We start from the raw sequence: 17,332 nt of genomic DNA, 5'->3' as shown, positions 1-17,332 counted from the left end.
CAGGCATGATTCATTCGAGAAGAATAGCTGAGTATAAAGCAGGGAGTTTATTGATGAGAGGAAGCGTTAGGTGTGGAAAAGAAAGCAAATGGCATGATGGCGGTCATCGCTGCCTTGATCTCAAACATTTTGGTGGCAATCAGTAAGTTTGTCGGTTATGCACTAAGTGGCAGTGCGGCCATGCTGAATGAAAGCATTCATAGTGTCGTAGATTGTAGCAATCAAATCTTTTTGTTGATCGGGGATAAACGGGCAACAAAGGGACAAAGTGAACTGCATCAGTTTGGTGAAGGTCGAGCGAAATATTTTTTCAGCACGATCGTTGCCATGATGCTCTTCTTTGGTGGGGGCGCACTCGGTGTGATGGAAGCGGTAGAAAAGCTGCTGCATCCTGCCCATGAAGTTGGTAACGCTTGGTTGGTGATCGCTATTTTGATTTTCGGGATGATCGTTGAAGGAAGTTCGTTGTGGATCGCGATCAAGGAGATCCGCGAACTGAATGTGGAACGTCAACCAATCTATCGTTTTTTGAAAGAAAGTCGGCATAGTGAGATTCTGATTATTTTCACAGAAGACTTTTGTGCAATGATCGGCCTAATGATCGCACTATTTGGTACGATTTTAACCATGATTACGGGGAACGCATTTTTTGATGCCTTCAGTGGTTTATTGATTGGTCTCTTATTGATGGTAGCAGCCATTTTCTTAGCCCGCGAATTTTATAGTCTACTGATTGGCGAAAGTGTCACAAAACGGGATCTAGCAGTGATCAAAAGAGCATTTGAACGGCCAGATGTTGATCGCTTGATTGATGTTAAAACGGTTCATTTAGGACCAGCAGAAATTTTGATTGCGGCAAAAGTTGATATTGCCGCAAAACAAGAAGAGGTCGGCTATGAGATCATTAATGAGATTGAAGCCGAGATTCGACACCAGATGGCAGATAAAAAAGTCTATATTTATATTGAGACAGATGAGTATGACCCTCACTATATGGAGAAGCGCCGTAAACTTGTGCGACCTTCCCACTGATTTAGCTAGAATAAAGCAGCTTTTTTTGATACAATAGACAAGGATTATCACATAGTGAAGGAGATTTCAAAATTATGATCAATGCAAGTGACTTAAGAGCTGGAATGACATTCGTTCAAGACGGCAAACTTATCAAAGTATTAGATGCTAGCCATCACAAACCAGGTAAAGGAAATACGGTTATGCGTATGAAATTACGAGACGTTCGGACTGGTTCGACTTACGATACAACCTTCCGTCCCGAAGAAAAATTTGAAAAAGCGCATATCGATACGAAAGCTGTACAATATTTGTACACAATGGATGATACAGCATTCTTCATGGATCTGGAAACGTATGAACAATACGAAATTCCAGTTGAAGTGGTCGAAGAAGAAATGAAATTCATTCTTGAAAATATGGAAGTAAAAATCCAATTCTTCGGCAGCGAAGTAATCGGCGTGCAATTACCATCAAGTGTGATCTTGAAAGTCGTTGAAACACAGCCATCAATCAAAGGGGCGACTGTGACTGGTTCAGGCAAGCCAGCAACGATGGAAACGGGCTTAGTTGTCAATGTTCCTGACTTTGTTGAAGAAGGCGAAATGCTAGAAATCAATACAGCTGAAGGTACCTACTTGAAACGTGCGAAATAAGAAAAAAACCGCGATTTGTTCGCGGTTTTTTCTTTTGCTCTGGATGAGGGATCAAAAGTGCATCATTTCCCATCTGCCAATGACTTTTGTAAGGGATAGATACTATAGGGGTTGCTGACAAAGTAGGCGACGGAGCAGACGATTACAAACAACGGCAGATTTTCAAAACCAAAAACTTCCCCACCAATAAAGATCGGTGCAAATAAAGTGCTAGTAGCACTGCCAAAGACACTGGCATAGCCTAGGGCTGCCACCAGTTCAATGGGCAGTCCAAAGAGTGGTGCCAGCACGACGCCCAAAGAGGCGCCGATCGCAAACAAAGGGGTGACTTCTCCACCCAAAAAACCAATGCTGATGGTCAGTACGGTTAACACCAACTTAAACAGCCAGTCATAAGAATAAATGGGTTGATCAGCAAAACTGGCGCTGATCAAATTCGTTCCTAAACCTGAATAACGACCATGGTACAAAAGGACAAAAAGTAAGACTAGCACGAGTGAACCGATGCCGATACGCCAGAGAGGATGAGGAAACCGCCGTTTCATGATCCGTTTCATCGTTTCTAATAATCCCGCAAAACTGCCGCCAACAATACCAAATAGTAAGCCAATTAAAAGTAATTTCAGAAAAACAGCCAAAGTCAAATCGGGGGACGGTGACAAAGCAAAACTAAACTTTTCTAATCCTAACAATTGAGAAGTCGTACTAGCGGTGAAAGCAGCCAGCAAAGTCGGTAAGAGTGCATAATGACTGAATTTACCGATGACAAGTACCTCCAGTGCGAAGAACGTCGCAGCGATCGGGGTTTCAAATAAACCAGCAAATCCCGCAGCCATCCCAATCATGATCAGGGTGCTGGCATAATTTTCTAGTCGGAGCCATTTTCCTAAACGATTGGCAATGGTGGCTCCTAATTGAACTGCCACCCCTTCTCTGCCGGCACTTCCTCCAAATAAATGCGTTAGCCAGGTTCCCACCATCACAAATGGGATCAAGCGCAACGGAATGTCTTTTTCTTCTTCATGTCCGACTAAAAACACTAAATTCATTCCTTGAGGACTTCGGTCACCATACTTTTGGAAAAGGTAAGTAAAACAAATACCGATAATTGGTAAAAGGAGAATCAAGGGCAAAAAATGACTTTCACGAAAAGCACTTAAGGAAAGTAGGATTTTACCAAAGAAAGTATCGACGGCTCCAGCAAGCACCCCAATCACCAGACTGAGCAATCCTAATGCAACCAGTTCAAAATACGTGGTTTTTTGTTTCTTCATTTCTATCACGATCCTTTAAAAAATATAGGAATAATGCTCTTGCAACTATGACGAACGAGTGAAAATAAAAAATGACTACTACACACTAAAAAAAGTGGTAGAAGTCATTAGCAAAATTGCGGTTTCAGTAAGAACTGAGGGAGACATTCATTCCCGATTAGCATCAATATTATCTGATAAAACCCTCCTTTTGTCAATGGATGCTGGTCGTGAAAATCAATCCAACGAATACTTATCTTTTATACATACTTATGGTAAAATTAATTTCATAAGAATTTACATGTGAATTGTGCGTCGTAAGAGTCACTGACAAGAAAAGGGATGAAAGGACGATCCTTCTACTGTTTGACCAAGGGAAAAACAGTGGGTAGGGAGGAATCGAAGGGGAAGAAAAAATGATTGCATTTATGACGAGCGAAAAATGGCTGCAAAGTGAGCGTTTTTACTATGTGATCCTACCAATTCTCATGGTGGTTGGTTTGATTGCGTTATTAGGGTTCCTGATGGTTCTGCTTTATCGAGAAAACCGCAACCCGAAAGTGACGCTATTGCTTGGCGGCATAGTCGTTACGTGTCTATTAGGTTTTTTTATTGGTGATCAAATGTATGGTGAATTCAAAACGTATAATGCGCTGATCACACCGAATATCCGAGACCGCGAAAAAATGTTTCTAGGCTATAAATATTATGAATCTGATACTACAGCAATTTATCAGCGCATCCAAAGCAATGAAGCGATTGAAACTTTAGGGATCTATCAAGCAATACCGGTGGAACGGGAGATTGAATATCTTGGTTCTGCTCATAACTCCGTATATTTTAAAATGGGCGCCCAGGTTTACTATGCTCGCTATCAACCGACATTTGTGGAAGAGGAAACAACTGCTAAACTGCAGGGGGTTCAATACCATTTGACGGATCCTTCCTTTGAAACAATTGGATTCTATTCCGAAACCAACAACTATTTAACGGCAATTACGATTCCAAAGACCCAAGAAACCCTCGAATATCAATCCGTTGATTCTGTGATCCCGAAAGAATTCGGGAAAAGTCAAACCCAATGGGCGTTACCGAATAGGAATGAATAACCATAAAACAAAACTACCTAAGTCACGCAAGGAAGTTTCCTCAAGCAGGAATCTTCCTTGCGCAGGTAGTTTTTTTGCTTGGTCAGATAACATTACTCTCGCTATGGCTGCTCAGGTAGTCCTCTTTCTTTTTGCGAGACAATTTTTTGAAGGCGGCTTCTGCTTGAGTGGCTTCACTGCGAGTGGAAAAGCTTTCTGCATGAATCATTTGCAAAGGTCTGCGACTAGCAGGACGGGTATATTTTGCCCCGATCCCTTTGTTGTGCTCTAATAAGCGGCGACTCAAATCTGTGGTATAACCACCGTAGAAGGACTGATCGTTGCAACGCAAGACATAAAAATAATGATTCTCAGCAGCCATAGAGCATCGCCTTCACTTCTGAACTATAGGCACCTGTTTCATCATAGGTAATGAGAGGGGAATCAATTTTAAAGCCATCCGCCTTACCATCCTTGATTCCTTCAATCAATAAAATATTTGCCTCTTTGCCTACTTTCGGATAGACGAAGCGGACGCGTTTTGGGGCGATTCGATGGGCACGCATATGGTCCAAAATATCGAGAAAGCGATCCGGTCGATGAACCATCGCAAACCGTCCGTTCATTTTTAATGCTTTGCTGGCGGTTTGGATCACTTCATCTAAAGTTGTGGTGATCTCGTGTCGGGCGATCGCTAAATAGGGGTTCGGGTTTTTGATCGCCGTCGGTACATTTTTAAAATAAGGCGGATTGCAGACCAAAAGATCGACGGAATCAGGCCTGATTTTTTGAAAGAGGTCCTTCAAGTCCATAGGATAGACCGTCAGCTGGTCTTGCAAGTCGTTTAATTCGATACTGCGCTGCGCCATATCCGCTAAGCGTTCCTGTAATTCGACCTGATAAATATGAGCGGTCGTTTTTTTGCTGATAAATAAACCGACTGCACCATTCCCTGCACAAAGGTCAACGATCACACCTCTTTTTGGCACTCTAGCGTAATTTGCTAATAAGACAGCATCTAATGAAAAAGAAAAAACTTCGGAACTTTGAATGATCTTGATGTCATCGGCATACAATTGGTCGATGCGTTCGTTCGGTTGCAACATGAAGCATACTCCTGTTCTAAATTCATTTCAATGTATTATACTACGATTAAGAATAATGGGAAACGCTAAAAAATGCTTGTCATTTAAACCGTTTTTTTGCATACTTGAATAGGAGAGAAATAGAAAGGAAAATGAGTATGTTTTTTCGCTTTATGCGCGGTGTGGTTCGCGTAGTATTATTTTTGATCAACGGCAATGCTCGTTATCAAAACAAAGAGGTTTTACCTAAAAATGAAAACTATATTTTAGTGGCTCCTCACCGAACCTGGTGGGATCCATTGTACCTAGCAGTGGCTGCTCGGCCAAAGAAATTTAGTTTTATGGCGAAAGAAGAGCTGTTCAAAAACCCGATTTTACGGTTCATTTTGATCCATGCCAATGCTTTTCCAGTCAAACGGGACAAACCGGGACCGAGTGCGGTAAAGACGCCAGTCAAAATTTTGAAGGAAACCGATCTTAGTTTGATCATGTTTCCAAGTGGTACAAGACATGCAACGGCTTTAAAAGGTGGCATGGCGTTGATCGCAAAAATGGCCAAAGTCAAGATCGTTCCCTCTGTTTATCAAGGACCGCTGACGTTAAAGGATTTATTTAAACGCAAGCGAGTGACTGTCCGCTTTGGGGAGCCCATTGACATCAGTGACATCAAAAAGATGGACAAAGAGGGCTTGGCGGAAGTGGAACGGCGCATCCAAGGTGCATTTGACACACTGGATCAAGCGATCGATCCGTCATTTGTTTATCAAATCGATGAGTCCAAAAGAGAAGATTAATACGCAAGAAAAGCCGCTGATCCTTTTGTGATCAGCGGCTTTTTTCTAACGATTTAATCCAACAATTCGAAAGCAAATTTGGTCCATGGTTTCAAATATTCCAACAAAGGCAACTCCTCTTTGGGAATAGCGCCGACTTTGTTTTTTCGGGCGTCTTGGTGAGGGGTCAAAACGATCTGCAATTCGTTTTTGTACTGACCAAAGGTATCATTGCCGATAACGATGTCCCCATAAGCAAACGGTTCTTGGTTTGTATGAGGGAGGTTTTCGATGGGACGGTATTTCACCCGTGATTGTGTGGAACGAGCGACTAACGCATTACTGTCACCGCGACGAAAATGATTGGTTTCAGCTAAAATCCTCCGTTCGATTTCGCTGGCTTCTGCTTCTACGGAAACGCCAAAGGTCAGTTTGTAGCGATCGATCGCCGCCAGAGCTTTCAGTTCTGCATCCGACGCATAGGCATTGCCAATAATCACCGTATCGATCAACCCAGAAGCAAAAAGCAGCTTTCCTTGCAGCGCCAATGGTAAATCGCGACAAGATTCTAAGGTTGGCAGACCATCATTGACTTCCCAAGGACCAATTTTGGCTGATTGACTAGTGATGAAGGCGGCTGTTTTCAACCCATATTTTTTGAAACGTTGGCTGCAGCTGCGGAAAAAAGCCTCCGTTAAGCCTGTGCCTCGTTGGGGGTAAAAATTGTGGCAACCATATAAAAAAGGTTCATTGGCTTGATAAGAAAGGATATTTTCTAAATAGTTCACATCATTACTCATATTCAATTCAATCGCCAAGCCAAATGGATTAAAGGTCAGCTGGGCTTCTTTATTGCCATCAAACCCTTGATCCAAGCGGATACCGTCCGCACCTAATTCTGCAAAGAAGCTAAGATCGTCATAAGAGATCGCCAGATCACTAAAAACAGCTGGCGAAATATCTACTATCGTTTCAAAGCCAAGGTTCTTGGCAAACCCGATAATCGAAGAGAATTTTTTTCTGACGGTCTCTTTGCCTTCGCTGACTTCTAGCATACTCATAAATAAGCGAGAGTAACCAAGGGCAGCAGCTTTTTTTAAATAGTCTTGATCCAGTAACGGATCGCTATGGTCGGGGTAAATCGAAAGGCCAATTTCTCGTTTCAATGGTTTTCCTTCTTTCTAAAAAAACGCACGAAGCACCTCTTGGTATTGGAAAAAGCTGCTGAGGACCGCTTCTTCTGTTTGTCTTGGTGGGTACTTCGTACGACCGTTATTTACACATTATTGTGCGACTGGTTGATTTTCTTTTTCCAATTCGTTTTTGTCATAGATTTTTACGAATGGGTAATAGATCAGGATCGATAAAAGAATCAAAAGAACATTTAGCACGATCGCACGCCAATCGCCGCCAGTCGCTAAGAAAGCGCCAATGGGTCCAGGCAACGTCCAAGGGGCATTGACCGTAACTGCATTGACTAAACCAGCTGAGGTAGCGACCCACGCAATGACGCCATTGATCAGTGGTGCAATGATGAAAGGTGGGATCAAGATTGGGTTCAAAACGATCGGTGTACCAAAAATCAGTGGTTCGTTGATGTTGAAAATAGCTGGGATTAAGGCTGTTTTTCCTAGTTTTGAACCGAATTCCGATTTGGTGCGAAACGCTAACAAGATAGCCAAACCAATCGTTGAACCCGCCCCACCGATCCAGATGAACCATTGATAAAATGGTTCGGCTGCGATATTGGGAATCATATCTCCTGAAGCAAGCGCTGTGGTATTTCCTTCTAACAACTGTAACCATAATGGACGAGCCAGTGACCCAACGATAGAAGCACCATGGATCCCGAATGACCAGAAGAAGGTCGTCAAGAAGGTGATCAAAAGCACACTTGGCAAGGTATCTGCGGCACTGACTAAAGGATCGACGACTTTTGCAACGATCGTGTGCCAGTCAAAACCGATATAGTAAGTGATCGCGCCCATTCCTAAAATAATGACTAAAGTAGGGGTCAAGGCTTCGAAAGAGCGAGCGACTGCTGGTGGGACTTGTTCTGGCATCGTGATTTTAAATTTCGATTTGTCCGTTAATCGATAGATTTCAACAGCAAGGATCGAGGTGATGATCGCCACGAACATTCCAGCACTCCCTAAATTGGCCATTGGTAAGACAAAGCCGACCGTTCCAGCAGCATCCAAAGCTTCTGCTGGGATATTGACCGGGGTGAAGGTCAGTAAGAAGGCGGTCGTAGCTAGGATCCCACCAGAAAGACCATCAAGCTTATAAGAGTGAGAAAGACTGTATCCGATCCCAAATGCCGCATACAAGCTCATAATGTACATCGTCATTCGATAAGGCAATAAGATCGTTGTGGCATTGCTAGACAAGAATTGATAGATGCCCCAACTTTGAGGCAGCGGTGGAAAGGCTAAAATCATAAAGAACGAACTGACGATGATCAATGGCAAGGTTGAGACGATCCCGTCACGAACCGCCCGCAAGTGACGCTGGCTGCCAAGTTTTTCCATCGGTCCTGCCAAATGGCGCTCGATGAATTGAGTGAATTTATCTAACATGGTTTATCCTCCTAAGGTGTTTCACATTTTTGCTTCCCATGGATTTGGAATGATTTTTCCTAAAATCACGCCTTGGGCTGCCCCGGTTGCTGCAGGGGCATTATTGACACGGCTGTGAAGGGTTTCATTTCCTAAGATGGCAAAAGCCACCGCTTCTTTGGCATCGTTCGAACCGCCAATGTCATCTTGTGTTACAACGGCTACTGATTCGGGTAAATAGCCTTGGATCAGCTCAATCAGCAGATGATTATGGGCACCGCCGCCCGAGAGAATCACTTCCATATCGTTTGTTCCCAACTGAGGAAAAATGAACCGTTGGTAACTGTCAGCGATGGAAAAAGCGGTGAAATCGGTTAAAGTCCTCACCAAGTCTTCAGGTGCTGCTTCGGGATACTTGGTCAATAACTGCTGCACGAATTGTTTTCCAAAAAGCTCACGCCCGGTGCTTTTCGGCGGTTGCTGGGACAAATAAAAATGAGTTCTTAATTCCTTTTGCAAGGTGGGTATAATTGCTCCCGCTCGGGCTGTATCACCAAACGCATCATAAGGCTGACCGAATAGCTGAACCATTAATTCATCGATGACCATATTCCCTGGACCTGTATCAAAGGCATACAGCTCGTTTAAGCCGCCACTTTTTGGTAGTACAGTAACATTGCCGATGCCGCCAATATTTTGCAGCAAACGATTTTTGGTGTCTGATTGATAGAGCAGATAGTCTGTATAAGGAACAAGAGGGGCACCTTGACCACCAGCAGCCATATCCATCACTCGAAAATCGGCAACGACTTTCGTTTGTAAGCCATAAGCGATAATCGAAGGTTCGCCAATTTGCAAGGTGCTGTTTTTCGCTGGATCAGCATCGGGGGAGTGCCAGATCGTTTGTCCGTGGCTGGCAACAAAATCAATGCTTTTTTCTTCAATACCGGCTTTTTGGCAGAGGATTTGACACGCTTTCAAAAATTGATACCCTAATTCAGTATTTAATTGGCAGATGAGGGGAACATTTGATTCCACCGGATCACAAGCGGTTTTTATTTGTTCCTTCAATTCTTCACCAATGGGCAGAGTAACCATTTCCATCAGCTGAACGTCAGTTTCGGTACCGCAGCCGTTGATTTTTACTAAAGCAGCGTCGATCCCATCCAAACTGGTTCCTGACATGAGTCCTATTGCTAGCATATCGTTTCTCCTTTCTTTATAAAATAGTGATGAAAGCGATTGTTGAATTCGATTTCACACTCATTGTAAATGAAGTGTAATTATATTTCAAGATATAAATTTATAATTGAAAAAACATTTCAACATAATGATGTCAGGTGTTCGCTATTTTTATCAAAAATGGGTGGTAAATGAAATTTCGCTGGAAGAGAGATGTCGAACTATCAGGGAAAGTGGTATAATGATTGGAAGGATATTTTTTAAGAAGGTGAAGAAATGCGCTTTATACATACAGCTGATTGGCACATCGGAAAAAAACTACATGGCTATGATCTGCTGGAAGACCAACGAGCAATCATTGATCAAATCATAGCGCTAGCAAGAACAGAAAAGGTCGATGCCATCGTCATTGCGGGGGACCTTTATGATCGTTCTGTTCCTGCTGTTGATGCAGTCAAATTACTAAATGAAAAAATCGCTGAAATCAATTTAACGAATGAACTGCCATTATTGGCTATCTCAGGAAACCATGATAGCCCAACGCGGCTAGAAACCGGCAGTCAGTGGTTTCAACAAACACGTTTTTATCTGTCCACTAGCATCGAACAAAGTTTACAACCGGTTGAGTTTGACGATACACAATTCTTTTTACTGCCTTATTTCGAACCGATCGAGGCCCGGATATTTTTTGACGAACCGTTAATGAAAATTTCAGATAGTGTCCAAAGAGTGATTGAGGAGATGACCAAGCACTTTGATTCGTCAAAAAAACAAGTGTTAGTGACCCATTTTTTTGTGGCGGGCGCTAGCCAAACGGATTCTGAAACGAAAATTCAAGTTGGCGGATTGGACAGTGTGCCGACCACCGCTTTTGCACCTTTTGATCGGGTGGTTTTAGGCCATTTACATGCCAATACGGCTCTGAAACATCCGAAAATCGGCTACAGCGGCTCACCGCTGAAATTTTCTCTTTCTGAACGGACGAACCAAAAAGGGATCTATCTTGTTGATACCGTAAAAGATACCAATGAATTTATTCCGCTGACACCAAAAAGGGATATCCAGCAGCTGACGGCGTCCTTTGAGGAGTTGATTGATCCGGTTTTTTACCGTGATCTGGATCGTGAGGCGTTTTGGCATTTTCTGCTGACGGATCGTGCTGTGATCCCAAATATGATGAATCAGTTGCGAAAAATTTATCCGTTTGTTTTATCTGTCGAACGGTTGAATGGACGGGAACAGACAAAAAAAAGACAATTAACGACACGAGAAACCGATCCACAGACTTTGATCAGTCATTTCTTTCAAGAGATGACAGGAGATTCATTGCTCGATTCACAAACCAAATGGATCGAACAAGGGTTAAATGAAGCATTTGTCGTGGAAAAGAGGGAATAGTCATGCAACCAAAGTCTTTACAAATGAAAAATTTTGGGCCATTCATCGATGAAAAATTGGATTTCAGTCAGCTGCAAGCTGGCGGGTTGTTTTTGATCAGCGGTAAAACTGGTGCAGGAAAAACGACGATTTTCGATGGCATGACATTTGCCTTATTTGGTGAAACATCGGGGAATCTGCGTTCAGGCAAAGAAATGCGTTCGATGTTTGCTTCACCAACCGAAGAGACCAGCGTCACCTTTACTTTTGAACATCAGCGTTTTACCTACCAGATCCAACGGAAACCGGAACAAACGTTAGCAAAAAAACGTGGTGACGGGGTCACCAACCAAACGGCAAAAGTTCAATTGACGATTTTTGACGCAGATGGCAAAGAGAAAAAGCAGATCAGTAAACGGACAGAGGTTGATGCGTTTATCAAGGATCTGCTGCAACTGGATGCCAAACAGTTTTTTCAAATCATGATGTTGCCGCAAGGAGAATTTCGTAATTTTCTGATTGCTAGCAGTAATGAGAAAGAACGCGTTTTGCGAAATCTATTTGGTACGGAAATGTACCAGCAATTTAATGAATGGCTAAAAGAACAAGTCAAAGCGCAAAGCAGAAAGCTTGAACAGCAGCAACTAGTCGCTTCGCAGATCATGGAGCGTTTTGAATGGGAAGAAGAGCAGGAAGTTTTAACGGTTGCGGAATGTCTGACTTTGTGGGGGCAAGATTTAGAAAAACAACAGATCCAACTTCAGCAGTTATTGCAGAGAAAAGACCAGACAATGCAAGAAATGAAAGCTGCGCAAGAGGCTTTTTACCGTGCAAAAGAAATCGAAAATGCGCGGATCGAAAGGCAAGGTCTACAAGAAAAAGCCCGAGAGCTGCATGCTAAAAAAACCGAGATCGCTCAGAAAAAAGCCCAGTTGAACCAGTTGGTGTGGGCGCTTGATCATCAAGAAATCATGCAGCAAAAAGAAGAACGAGTGAAAGAAGCACAGCAAGCTGCTCAGCAAATCAACGAAACAAAGCAGCAACTGCAAGAAATTCAGCAGCAACAAATAAGCTGGCAAGACCAACGATCGTTGATTGACGGCATCAAGAAAAAACAGGAAGCTGCTAGTCAAAAAGTTCAACGAATCCAGCAGCAGATCCCGCTAGCACAGCGCACACAAGCCCAGCAAGAGGAAGTGGCGCAGCTTGAAAAAGCCGCACAACAACAGACCATCGAGTTAACGAAAATAAATCAAGCGCAAGCAAGTGCCAAAACGCAAGCACAGCATCTTGCAGAAGAAATCGACACCTTGCGAGGGTTTCAAGCAGAAGCGGTGAAATTGGTAGAAACGCAGGCTCAGGTAGAAAAATGGCAGCAGGCAAAAATGCTGTTTCGTGAAGCCGAGCAAAAAGCAGGGGAACAGCAACAAATTCATTCGGAGTTGGTTCTTGAACAACAGCAATTAGCAGCATCCTTGCTGGAGCTGCAAAAAACGTTAAAACAAGAAACCAGTCAAAATGCTCGAATGCAAATTGCTCGGCTTCGTCTTTTGCTGGAAGAAAATGAACCCTGTCCGGTTTGCGGATCATTGGATCATCCGAATACACAGGAGCACACGACCTATCGCATCGAAGACATCATTGCCAGTGAACAAAGACTTGAGCAAACACAAGAAAAATTGACGAAGATCCAGCAGCAAGTATCGGCAAATCAAACGCTGCAGGAGCAAGCCACATTGCGAATCAGCGAATGGCAAGCCACCAGTGCTGCTGCGCAGAAGCAAGTGGAATTAGCTTGGACTGCAGTTCAACAGGCATTTGCTGCCTTGCAGCCGATAGAAAGCCAAGAGGCGATTACCGAGGAAACGACGGTAGCGGAACTAAAGAAACGGCAATCGTTTAATCAACAAAAAGCCGCTTCTTATGAAGAAGCGCAGAAGAAACATCAGGCAGTAAATGAGCAGCTAGCAACATTCAACGAGTCCTATCAGCAAGTCAGTGAGCAAGTGAAAAAAGCTCAAGAAGCGCGCCAGCTTGCGGAGGGGAAATTGGCTTCTTTACAGGAACAACTTGCAGGCGCAACGTATGAACAATTACAAGCTGATTTAGGAGAAACCAATGGTTTACTAATGGAATATACGCAACAAATCGAGGCGGATGCCCGACAAGAAGCGCAGATAAACGAGCAACAAGCGATCCTATCAGAGAAGCTGAAAAATCTGCAGCAATTTTTTGAAGAAAAGCAAGCGGCTAAGACAAAAGCAGAACAACGACTGACGCAGCGACTCCAAGAAGCTGGTATGACTGAAGAAACGATGCGGGACTTGATTGCCCAAGCCCCTCAAACAACCGTTCTCTCAGAAGAAATCAAAACCTATGAGCAAGAAACGGCGTTTGTTCAGCAGCGGCTAGCATTGTTAGATGCGCAGTTAAAAGAGCAAGCTACGATAGATTTAAACCAATTGGAAACGGCCTACCTTCAGTTGCAGACTGTGATGGAGGAATTGCAGCAAAAAACAGTCCGCAAACAGGAGAAAGTCAATGGCAATCAACGGTTGTTTGACGAGTTGCAAGTCATTTATCAGCAAAATGTCGAAGAACTTGCCCAATTAGGCCAACTTCAGCAATTAGCAGAAACCATCAATGGTGAAAACGTCAAAAAAACCAGTTTGGAACGGTATGTACTACAGCAATTTTTGACGGAGATCTTAGATGTCGCCAACGAACGCTTGGCCCGTTTGACCCGCGGCCGTTATCAATTTGAATTAGCAGATAAAGTCGGGAGCTATCGGAGCTCAACAGGATTAGAGATCGATATCTATGACGATAATGCCGGTCAAGTCAGAAGAGCCCATACGCTGTCAGGTGGCGAAAGCTTTATTGCAGCCTTAGCGTTGGCGATCTCTTTGGCAGATGTGATCCAGCAACGAGCTGGCGGGATTGAGATCGAAGCACTCTTCATCGATGAAGGCTTTGGCTCGCTTGATGAAGAATCATTGGAAATGGCGATGGAAGCATTAGAAATGATCGAAAATGAAGGTCGCATGATTGGAATCATCAGTCATGTTCGAGAATTGCGGGCAAGAATCCTGCAACAAGTTTTCGTAGAGACTAACGGCAGCGGGCAAAGCCGGATCCGAATAAAAGAATAAGGAGAGGAGGGCTCTTATGAAGTGGAGTATTCCAGAAAAAGTAATCGAGCGAGGTAGAACCTACGTTAATGAAGGTCGTGTCTTGTCTGTCACACCGGATAAAGAGAAAAATGTGTGGCACGCAGAAGTACTAGGAACAGAATTGTATTTAGTTACTTTGGATGCTACTGCCAAAGAAGTGGATTATTGCCAATGTCCTTATTGGGAAGAGCACCATTATTGCAAACATACGGTGGCCGTCGAACTCTATTTACGCAAACAAGGAAAAGCACGGAAAATCAATGAACAAACCCCCATCAAAAAAGCCTTTTCTGCTTCAGAGATGTTTTCCAATGGTTTTGCCCGCTTAAACAGCGAAAAAGAAGCGAGTAAACCGTTACAGATTGAATTTCGGGTAGATACGATTGCGACAAATCCATATCACCAAGAGATGGATATTTTAGGCGTCTCTTTGAAGGTCGGGCATCGTGGCACGGCCAGGAATTATGTCGTCAAAGACATTTACAAATTTTTACAGATGTATCAAGAAAACAAGCACTATACGGCCAATAAGCAACAGACCTTTTTCCTTTCTGCGGATGCCTTTGATGAGAAAAATCAAGCTTTATTAAATCGATTGGCAGGAATCGCGCAAACCCAGCAATTAATGGGGCAAGCCGGCATTCAAATCAATGGCAAACTTGACAAAAAATACTTGCTGCTGCCCGTTGAATTCGGCAAGGAACTGCTATTGCAATTCAATGATGTCTATACGCAAATCACCATTGGTGAAACCAAGGTCAGCCAAGTAGACTTCCAATCGGGGGAACCATTGACGTTTTCAGTCACAAAAGAAGCGGATCATTTTCCGCTGCAGTTCGTAAAAGACTTCGACCACTTACTTAGTTATTATAACTGGGGGCTGTTGGACGGAACCTTTTATGAATTGACTGTCGAGCAAAAGGAGATCTATGTCACGATGCAGCAGCTGTTTAAACGGTTTGAACAGCCGATCATTGATTATCCAAAAGAAGAGCTGGCGAATCTCTTTATGAAAGTTTTGCCTTATTTGCGAAAAATTGGGCGTGTCCAAGTGGCTCCTGAGGTTCAAAATGACATCGAAGAATCTGAATTGAAAGCAGTTTTCTCCTTGCGGAAAATCAAAGGTCAAGTAGATCTACAAGTTGATTTTACTTATGGAGAAGTCGTTTTTTCAAGTGATGAAAAACATCAATACATGCCAGAAAATCATCCAGAGATTTTACGTGATTTCCAACAAGAAGCACGGATCGAAGCCATTATTGAAACCTTTGGCTATCAAGCTAGCAGTAAGAACTGGCAAAAAAACCTCCCGATAGGTGAACAACTCTATGCCTTTTTCACAAGAGAGATTCCGGTGTTGAGACAACTAGGTGAAGTTCGCATCGGCAAGAAGCTGCGGGAACTCTATCTTGATGCCCAACATCATCGTCCAGAAATCGTCATCGAAGAAAATGGTTCTTGGTTAGATATCAAGTTTGATGTTAGCGGCATTCAAGAATCAGAGATTAACGATGTTTTGCGGAGTCTGTTGCAATCTGCGCAATTTTATACCACAGAAAATGGGCAAGTCCTTTCATTGGAATCCGAAGAGTTTCAAGAAGCAAGTGCTGCCCTGAAAAAATTGCGTCTTTCACTCGAAGCGAAGGATGGGGCGATCCAAGTTCCTATGAATCAAGGGCTTCTCCTGCAAGAGCAGTTTGCTGATCAAGCCAGCTTTAGCGCGGGCTTTCAGCAAATGACGGAAGACTTAATCCACCCAGAAAACTTTGAGGCGCAGCTGCCAGAAAACTTGCATGCTGAGTTGCGGCAATACCAAGAAGTTGGCTTTCGTTGGTTAAAAATGTTGAGCCATTATCAATTTGGCGGTATTCTTGCCGATGAAATGGGGTTAGGGAAGACCGTTCAGACGATCAGCTACTTACTTTCAGAAAAACAAGAGAAACAAAAGTTGAATGCATTGATCGTGGCACCTGCCAGTCTAACGTTCAACTGGCAACAAGAGATCAAACGGTTTGCGCCGACGATTTCAGCGACTGTCATCAGCGGAACGAAAGAAGAGCGCGAAGGGCAGATGGCGCAGCCAGCGGACGTTCGCATCACTTCTTATGCAAGTTTGCGGCAAGATATTGATGCCTATCAAGCACTAGATCTGACTTGTTTGATTTTAGATGAAGCGCAAATGGTCAAAAACAGTGCGACCAAAACGGCACAGGCCTTGCGATCCTTGGAAGTTCCACAGCGGTTCGCCCTCAGTGGCACACCAATCGAGAACAATCTAGAAGAATTGTGGTCCTTGTTCCAAATGATTATGCCAGGCTTTTTCCCGAACAAACAGAAATTTAAAGAACTGTCCACACAAGAAATTGCGAAAATGATCAAACCTTTTATTTTGCGAAGAGACAAAAAATCCGTGCTGCATGATTTGCCGCAAAAATTGGAGACAAATTATTACAGTGTCCTTACAGAAGAACAAAAGAAAATCTATTTGGCGTACTTGCGGCAAATGCGGGAAGAAATCGCGCAAATGGATTCTACGTCTTTCCGTAAAAATCGAATCAGTATCTTAGCTGGTTTGACTCGACTGCGGCAAATCTGTTGCGACCCACGATTATTCGTGGAGGATTATGAAGGTTCTTCTGGGAAACTTGAACAGGTAAAAGATTTACTCTTAGCAGCCAAAGAAAATGGCCGTCGTGTGCTGCTATTTTCTCAATTCACTAGCATGCTTTCGATCATTGAAGAAGAGCTAGCTCAAGAAGGGTTTGAATCCTTTTATTTGCGCGGCAGTACCCCGCCACAAGATCGTTTGACGATGGTCGATGCCTTCAATAGTGGTGAAAAAGATGTCTTCTTGATCTCATTAAAAGCAGGAGGAACAGGACTGAATCTGACCGGTGCAGACACTGTAATCTTATACGATTTGTGGTGGAACCCGGCGGTGGAAGAACAAGCCGCTGGACGAGCCCATCGGATCGGTCAAAAAAATGTTGTCGAAGTCTGGCGAATGATTGCTGAAGGAACCATTGAAGAACGAATGGATGCACTGCAACAAGAAAAACGAGAACTTTTCCAAAAAGTGATCCAAGGCAACGAAACACAGCTGCAACAAATGACCGAAGAAGATATTCGTCTGATTTTGAGTATCGGTGAAGAAAATTAGTCAATCAAAAAGATGG

Annotated in this window: 13 protein-coding genes and 1 riboswitch; of the genes, 7 read left to right on the top strand and 6 right to left on the bottom strand. The window is 43.4% G+C overall.

Going from position 1 to position 17,332, the window contains the following annotated elements; genetic code table 11:
- Positions 1–93 precede the first annotated feature (93 nt).
- Both IAE45_RS04545 and efp read left to right on the top strand, forming a co-directional pair.
- Positions 94–1,032 carry a cation diffusion facilitator family transporter gene (locus IAE45_RS04545; protein ID WP_086293416.1) on the top strand — a complete coding sequence of 313 codons (939 nt, stop codon included), beginning with the start codon at positions 94–96 and terminating at the stop codon, positions 1,030–1,032.
- A 74-nt stretch (positions 1,033–1,106) separates the two neighbouring features.
- Positions 1,107–1,667 (top strand): elongation factor P, encoded by a 561-nt coding sequence (gene efp, locus IAE45_RS04540; protein ID WP_005229668.1) that lies wholly within the window; start codon positions 1,107–1,109, stop codon positions 1,665–1,667.
- Between the two features lie 62 nt (positions 1,668–1,729).
- On the opposite strand, the gene IAE45_RS04535 is transcribed toward efp, so the two are convergent.
- Positions 1,730–2,941, bottom strand: a complete 1,212-nt coding sequence (locus tag IAE45_RS04535) for a chloride channel protein (RefSeq protein ID WP_200125174.1) — start codon at positions 2,939–2,941, stop codon at positions 1,730–1,732.
- Between the two features lie 91 nt (positions 2,942–3,032).
- A riboswitch (Fluoride riboswitch) is annotated at positions 3,033–3,105 on the bottom strand.
- A gap of 231 nt (positions 3,106–3,336) precedes the next feature.
- Between IAE45_RS04535 and IAE45_RS04530 the strand changes: the two genes are divergently transcribed.
- Complete coding sequence (locus IAE45_RS04530) at positions 3,337–4,029, top strand: hypothetical protein (RefSeq protein WP_077452530.1); 693 nt, start codon at positions 3,337–3,339, stop codon at positions 4,027–4,029.
- Between the two features lie 82 nt (positions 4,030–4,111).
- Here the strand turns inward: IAE45_RS04530 and IAE45_RS04525 are convergent, their stop codons facing one another.
- Both IAE45_RS04525 and IAE45_RS04520 read right to left on the bottom strand, forming a co-directional pair.
- Positions 4,112–4,390, bottom strand: a complete 279-nt coding sequence (locus IAE45_RS04525; RefSeq protein ID WP_005229675.1) for a GIY-YIG nuclease family protein — start codon at positions 4,388–4,390, stop codon at positions 4,112–4,114.
- Positions 4,380–5,114, bottom strand: a complete 735-nt coding sequence (locus IAE45_RS04520; protein WP_200125172.1) for a tRNA1(Val) (adenine(37)-N6)-methyltransferase — start codon at positions 5,112–5,114, stop codon at positions 4,380–4,382. Before IAE45_RS04520 ends, IAE45_RS04525 begins: the two co-directional genes overlap by 11 nt.
- A 137-nt stretch (positions 5,115–5,251) precedes the next feature.
- On the opposite strand from IAE45_RS04520, the gene IAE45_RS04515 reads away from it, so the two are divergent.
- Complete coding sequence (locus IAE45_RS04515) at positions 5,252–5,887, top strand: lysophospholipid acyltransferase family protein (protein WP_005229679.1); 636 nt, start codon at positions 5,252–5,254, stop codon at positions 5,885–5,887.
- Positions 5,888–5,940: 53 nt separating this feature from the next.
- Here IAE45_RS04515 and IAE45_RS04510 read toward each other — a convergent pair whose 3' ends face one another.
- The 3 genes from IAE45_RS04510 to anmK form a co-directional block, all read right to left on the bottom strand.
- Positions 5,941–7,032, bottom strand: a complete 1,092-nt coding sequence (locus IAE45_RS04510; protein WP_081119128.1) for a DUF871 domain-containing protein — start codon at positions 7,030–7,032, stop codon at positions 5,941–5,943.
- A 117-nt stretch (positions 7,033–7,149) separates the two neighbouring features.
- Positions 7,150–8,445, bottom strand: a complete 1,296-nt coding sequence (locus IAE45_RS04505; RefSeq protein WP_200125170.1) for a PTS sugar transporter subunit IIC — start codon at positions 8,443–8,445, stop codon at positions 7,150–7,152.
- 21 nt (positions 8,446–8,466) lie between these two features.
- On the bottom strand, positions 8,467–9,627 hold the full coding sequence (gene anmK / locus IAE45_RS04500; RefSeq protein WP_194195357.1) for an anhydro-N-acetylmuramic acid kinase AnmK: 1,161 nt from the start codon (positions 9,625–9,627) through the stop codon (positions 8,467–8,469).
- Positions 9,628–9,882: 255 nt separating this feature from the next.
- On the opposite strand from anmK, the gene IAE45_RS04495 reads away from it, so the two are divergent.
- The 3 genes from IAE45_RS04495 to IAE45_RS04485 are packed head-to-tail and all read left to right on the top strand — an operon-like array spanning position 9,883 to position 17,316.
- On the top strand, positions 9,883–11,004 hold the full coding sequence (locus tag IAE45_RS04495; protein WP_200125168.1) for an exonuclease SbcCD subunit D: 1,122 nt from the start codon (positions 9,883–9,885) through the stop codon (positions 11,002–11,004).
- A 2-nt stretch (positions 11,005–11,006) separates the two neighbouring features.
- Positions 11,007–14,135, top strand: a complete 3,129-nt coding sequence (locus tag IAE45_RS04490; protein WP_200125166.1) for an SbcC/MukB-like Walker B domain-containing protein — start codon at positions 11,007–11,009, stop codon at positions 14,133–14,135.
- Between the two features lie 16 nt (positions 14,136–14,151).
- A complete protein-coding gene (locus IAE45_RS04485) occupies positions 14,152–17,316 on the top strand; it encodes a DEAD/DEAH box helicase (protein ID WP_200125164.1) in 3,165 nt (1,054 codons plus the stop codon).
- Positions 17,317–17,332 lie beyond the last annotated feature (16 nt).

Source organism: Enterococcus sp. S53 (genome assembly GCF_016516865.1).
GTDB lineage: Bacteria > Bacillota > Bacilli > Lactobacillales > Enterococcaceae > Enterococcus_D > Enterococcus_D innesii.
The sequence above is the reverse complement of the archived record's forward strand: the minus strand, read 5'-3'. Positions and strand labels throughout refer to the sequence as shown.

Coding starts and splice junctions, on each gene's coding strand:
- IAE45_RS04545 (WP_086293416.1), top strand. CDS start 94: ATGATGGCGGTCATCGCTGCCTTGATCTCAAACATTTTGGTGGCAATC.
- efp (WP_005229668.1), top strand. CDS start 1,107: ATGATCAATGCAAGTGACTTAAGAGCTGGAATGACATTCGTTCAAGAC.
- IAE45_RS04535 (WP_200125174.1), bottom strand. CDS start 2,941: ATGAAGAAACAAAAAACCACGTATTTTGAACTGGTTGCATTAGGATTG.
- IAE45_RS04530 (WP_077452530.1), top strand. CDS start 3,337: ATGATTGCATTTATGACGAGCGAAAAATGGCTGCAAAGTGAGCGTTTT.
- IAE45_RS04525 (WP_005229675.1), bottom strand. CDS start 4,390: ATGGCTGCTGAGAATCATTATTTTTATGTCTTGCGTTGCAACGATCAG.
- IAE45_RS04520 (WP_200125172.1), bottom strand. CDS start 5,114: ATGTTGCAACCGAACGAACGCATCGACCAATTGTATGCCGATGACATC.
- IAE45_RS04515 (WP_005229679.1), top strand. CDS start 5,252: ATGTTTTTTCGCTTTATGCGCGGTGTGGTTCGCGTAGTATTATTTTTG.
- IAE45_RS04505 (WP_200125170.1), bottom strand. CDS start 8,445: ATGTTAGATAAATTCACTCAATTCATCGAGCGCCATTTGGCAGGACCG.
- anmK (WP_194195357.1), bottom strand. CDS start 9,627: ATGCTAGCAATAGGACTCATGTCAGGAACCAGTTTGGATGGGATCGAC.
- IAE45_RS04495 (WP_200125168.1), top strand. CDS start 9,883: ATGCGCTTTATACATACAGCTGATTGGCACATCGGAAAAAAACTACAT.
- IAE45_RS04490 (WP_200125166.1), top strand. CDS start 11,007: ATGCAACCAAAGTCTTTACAAATGAAAAATTTTGGGCCATTCATCGAT.
- IAE45_RS04485 (WP_200125164.1), top strand. CDS start 14,152: ATGAAGTGGAGTATTCCAGAAAAAGTAATCGAGCGAGGTAGAACCTAC.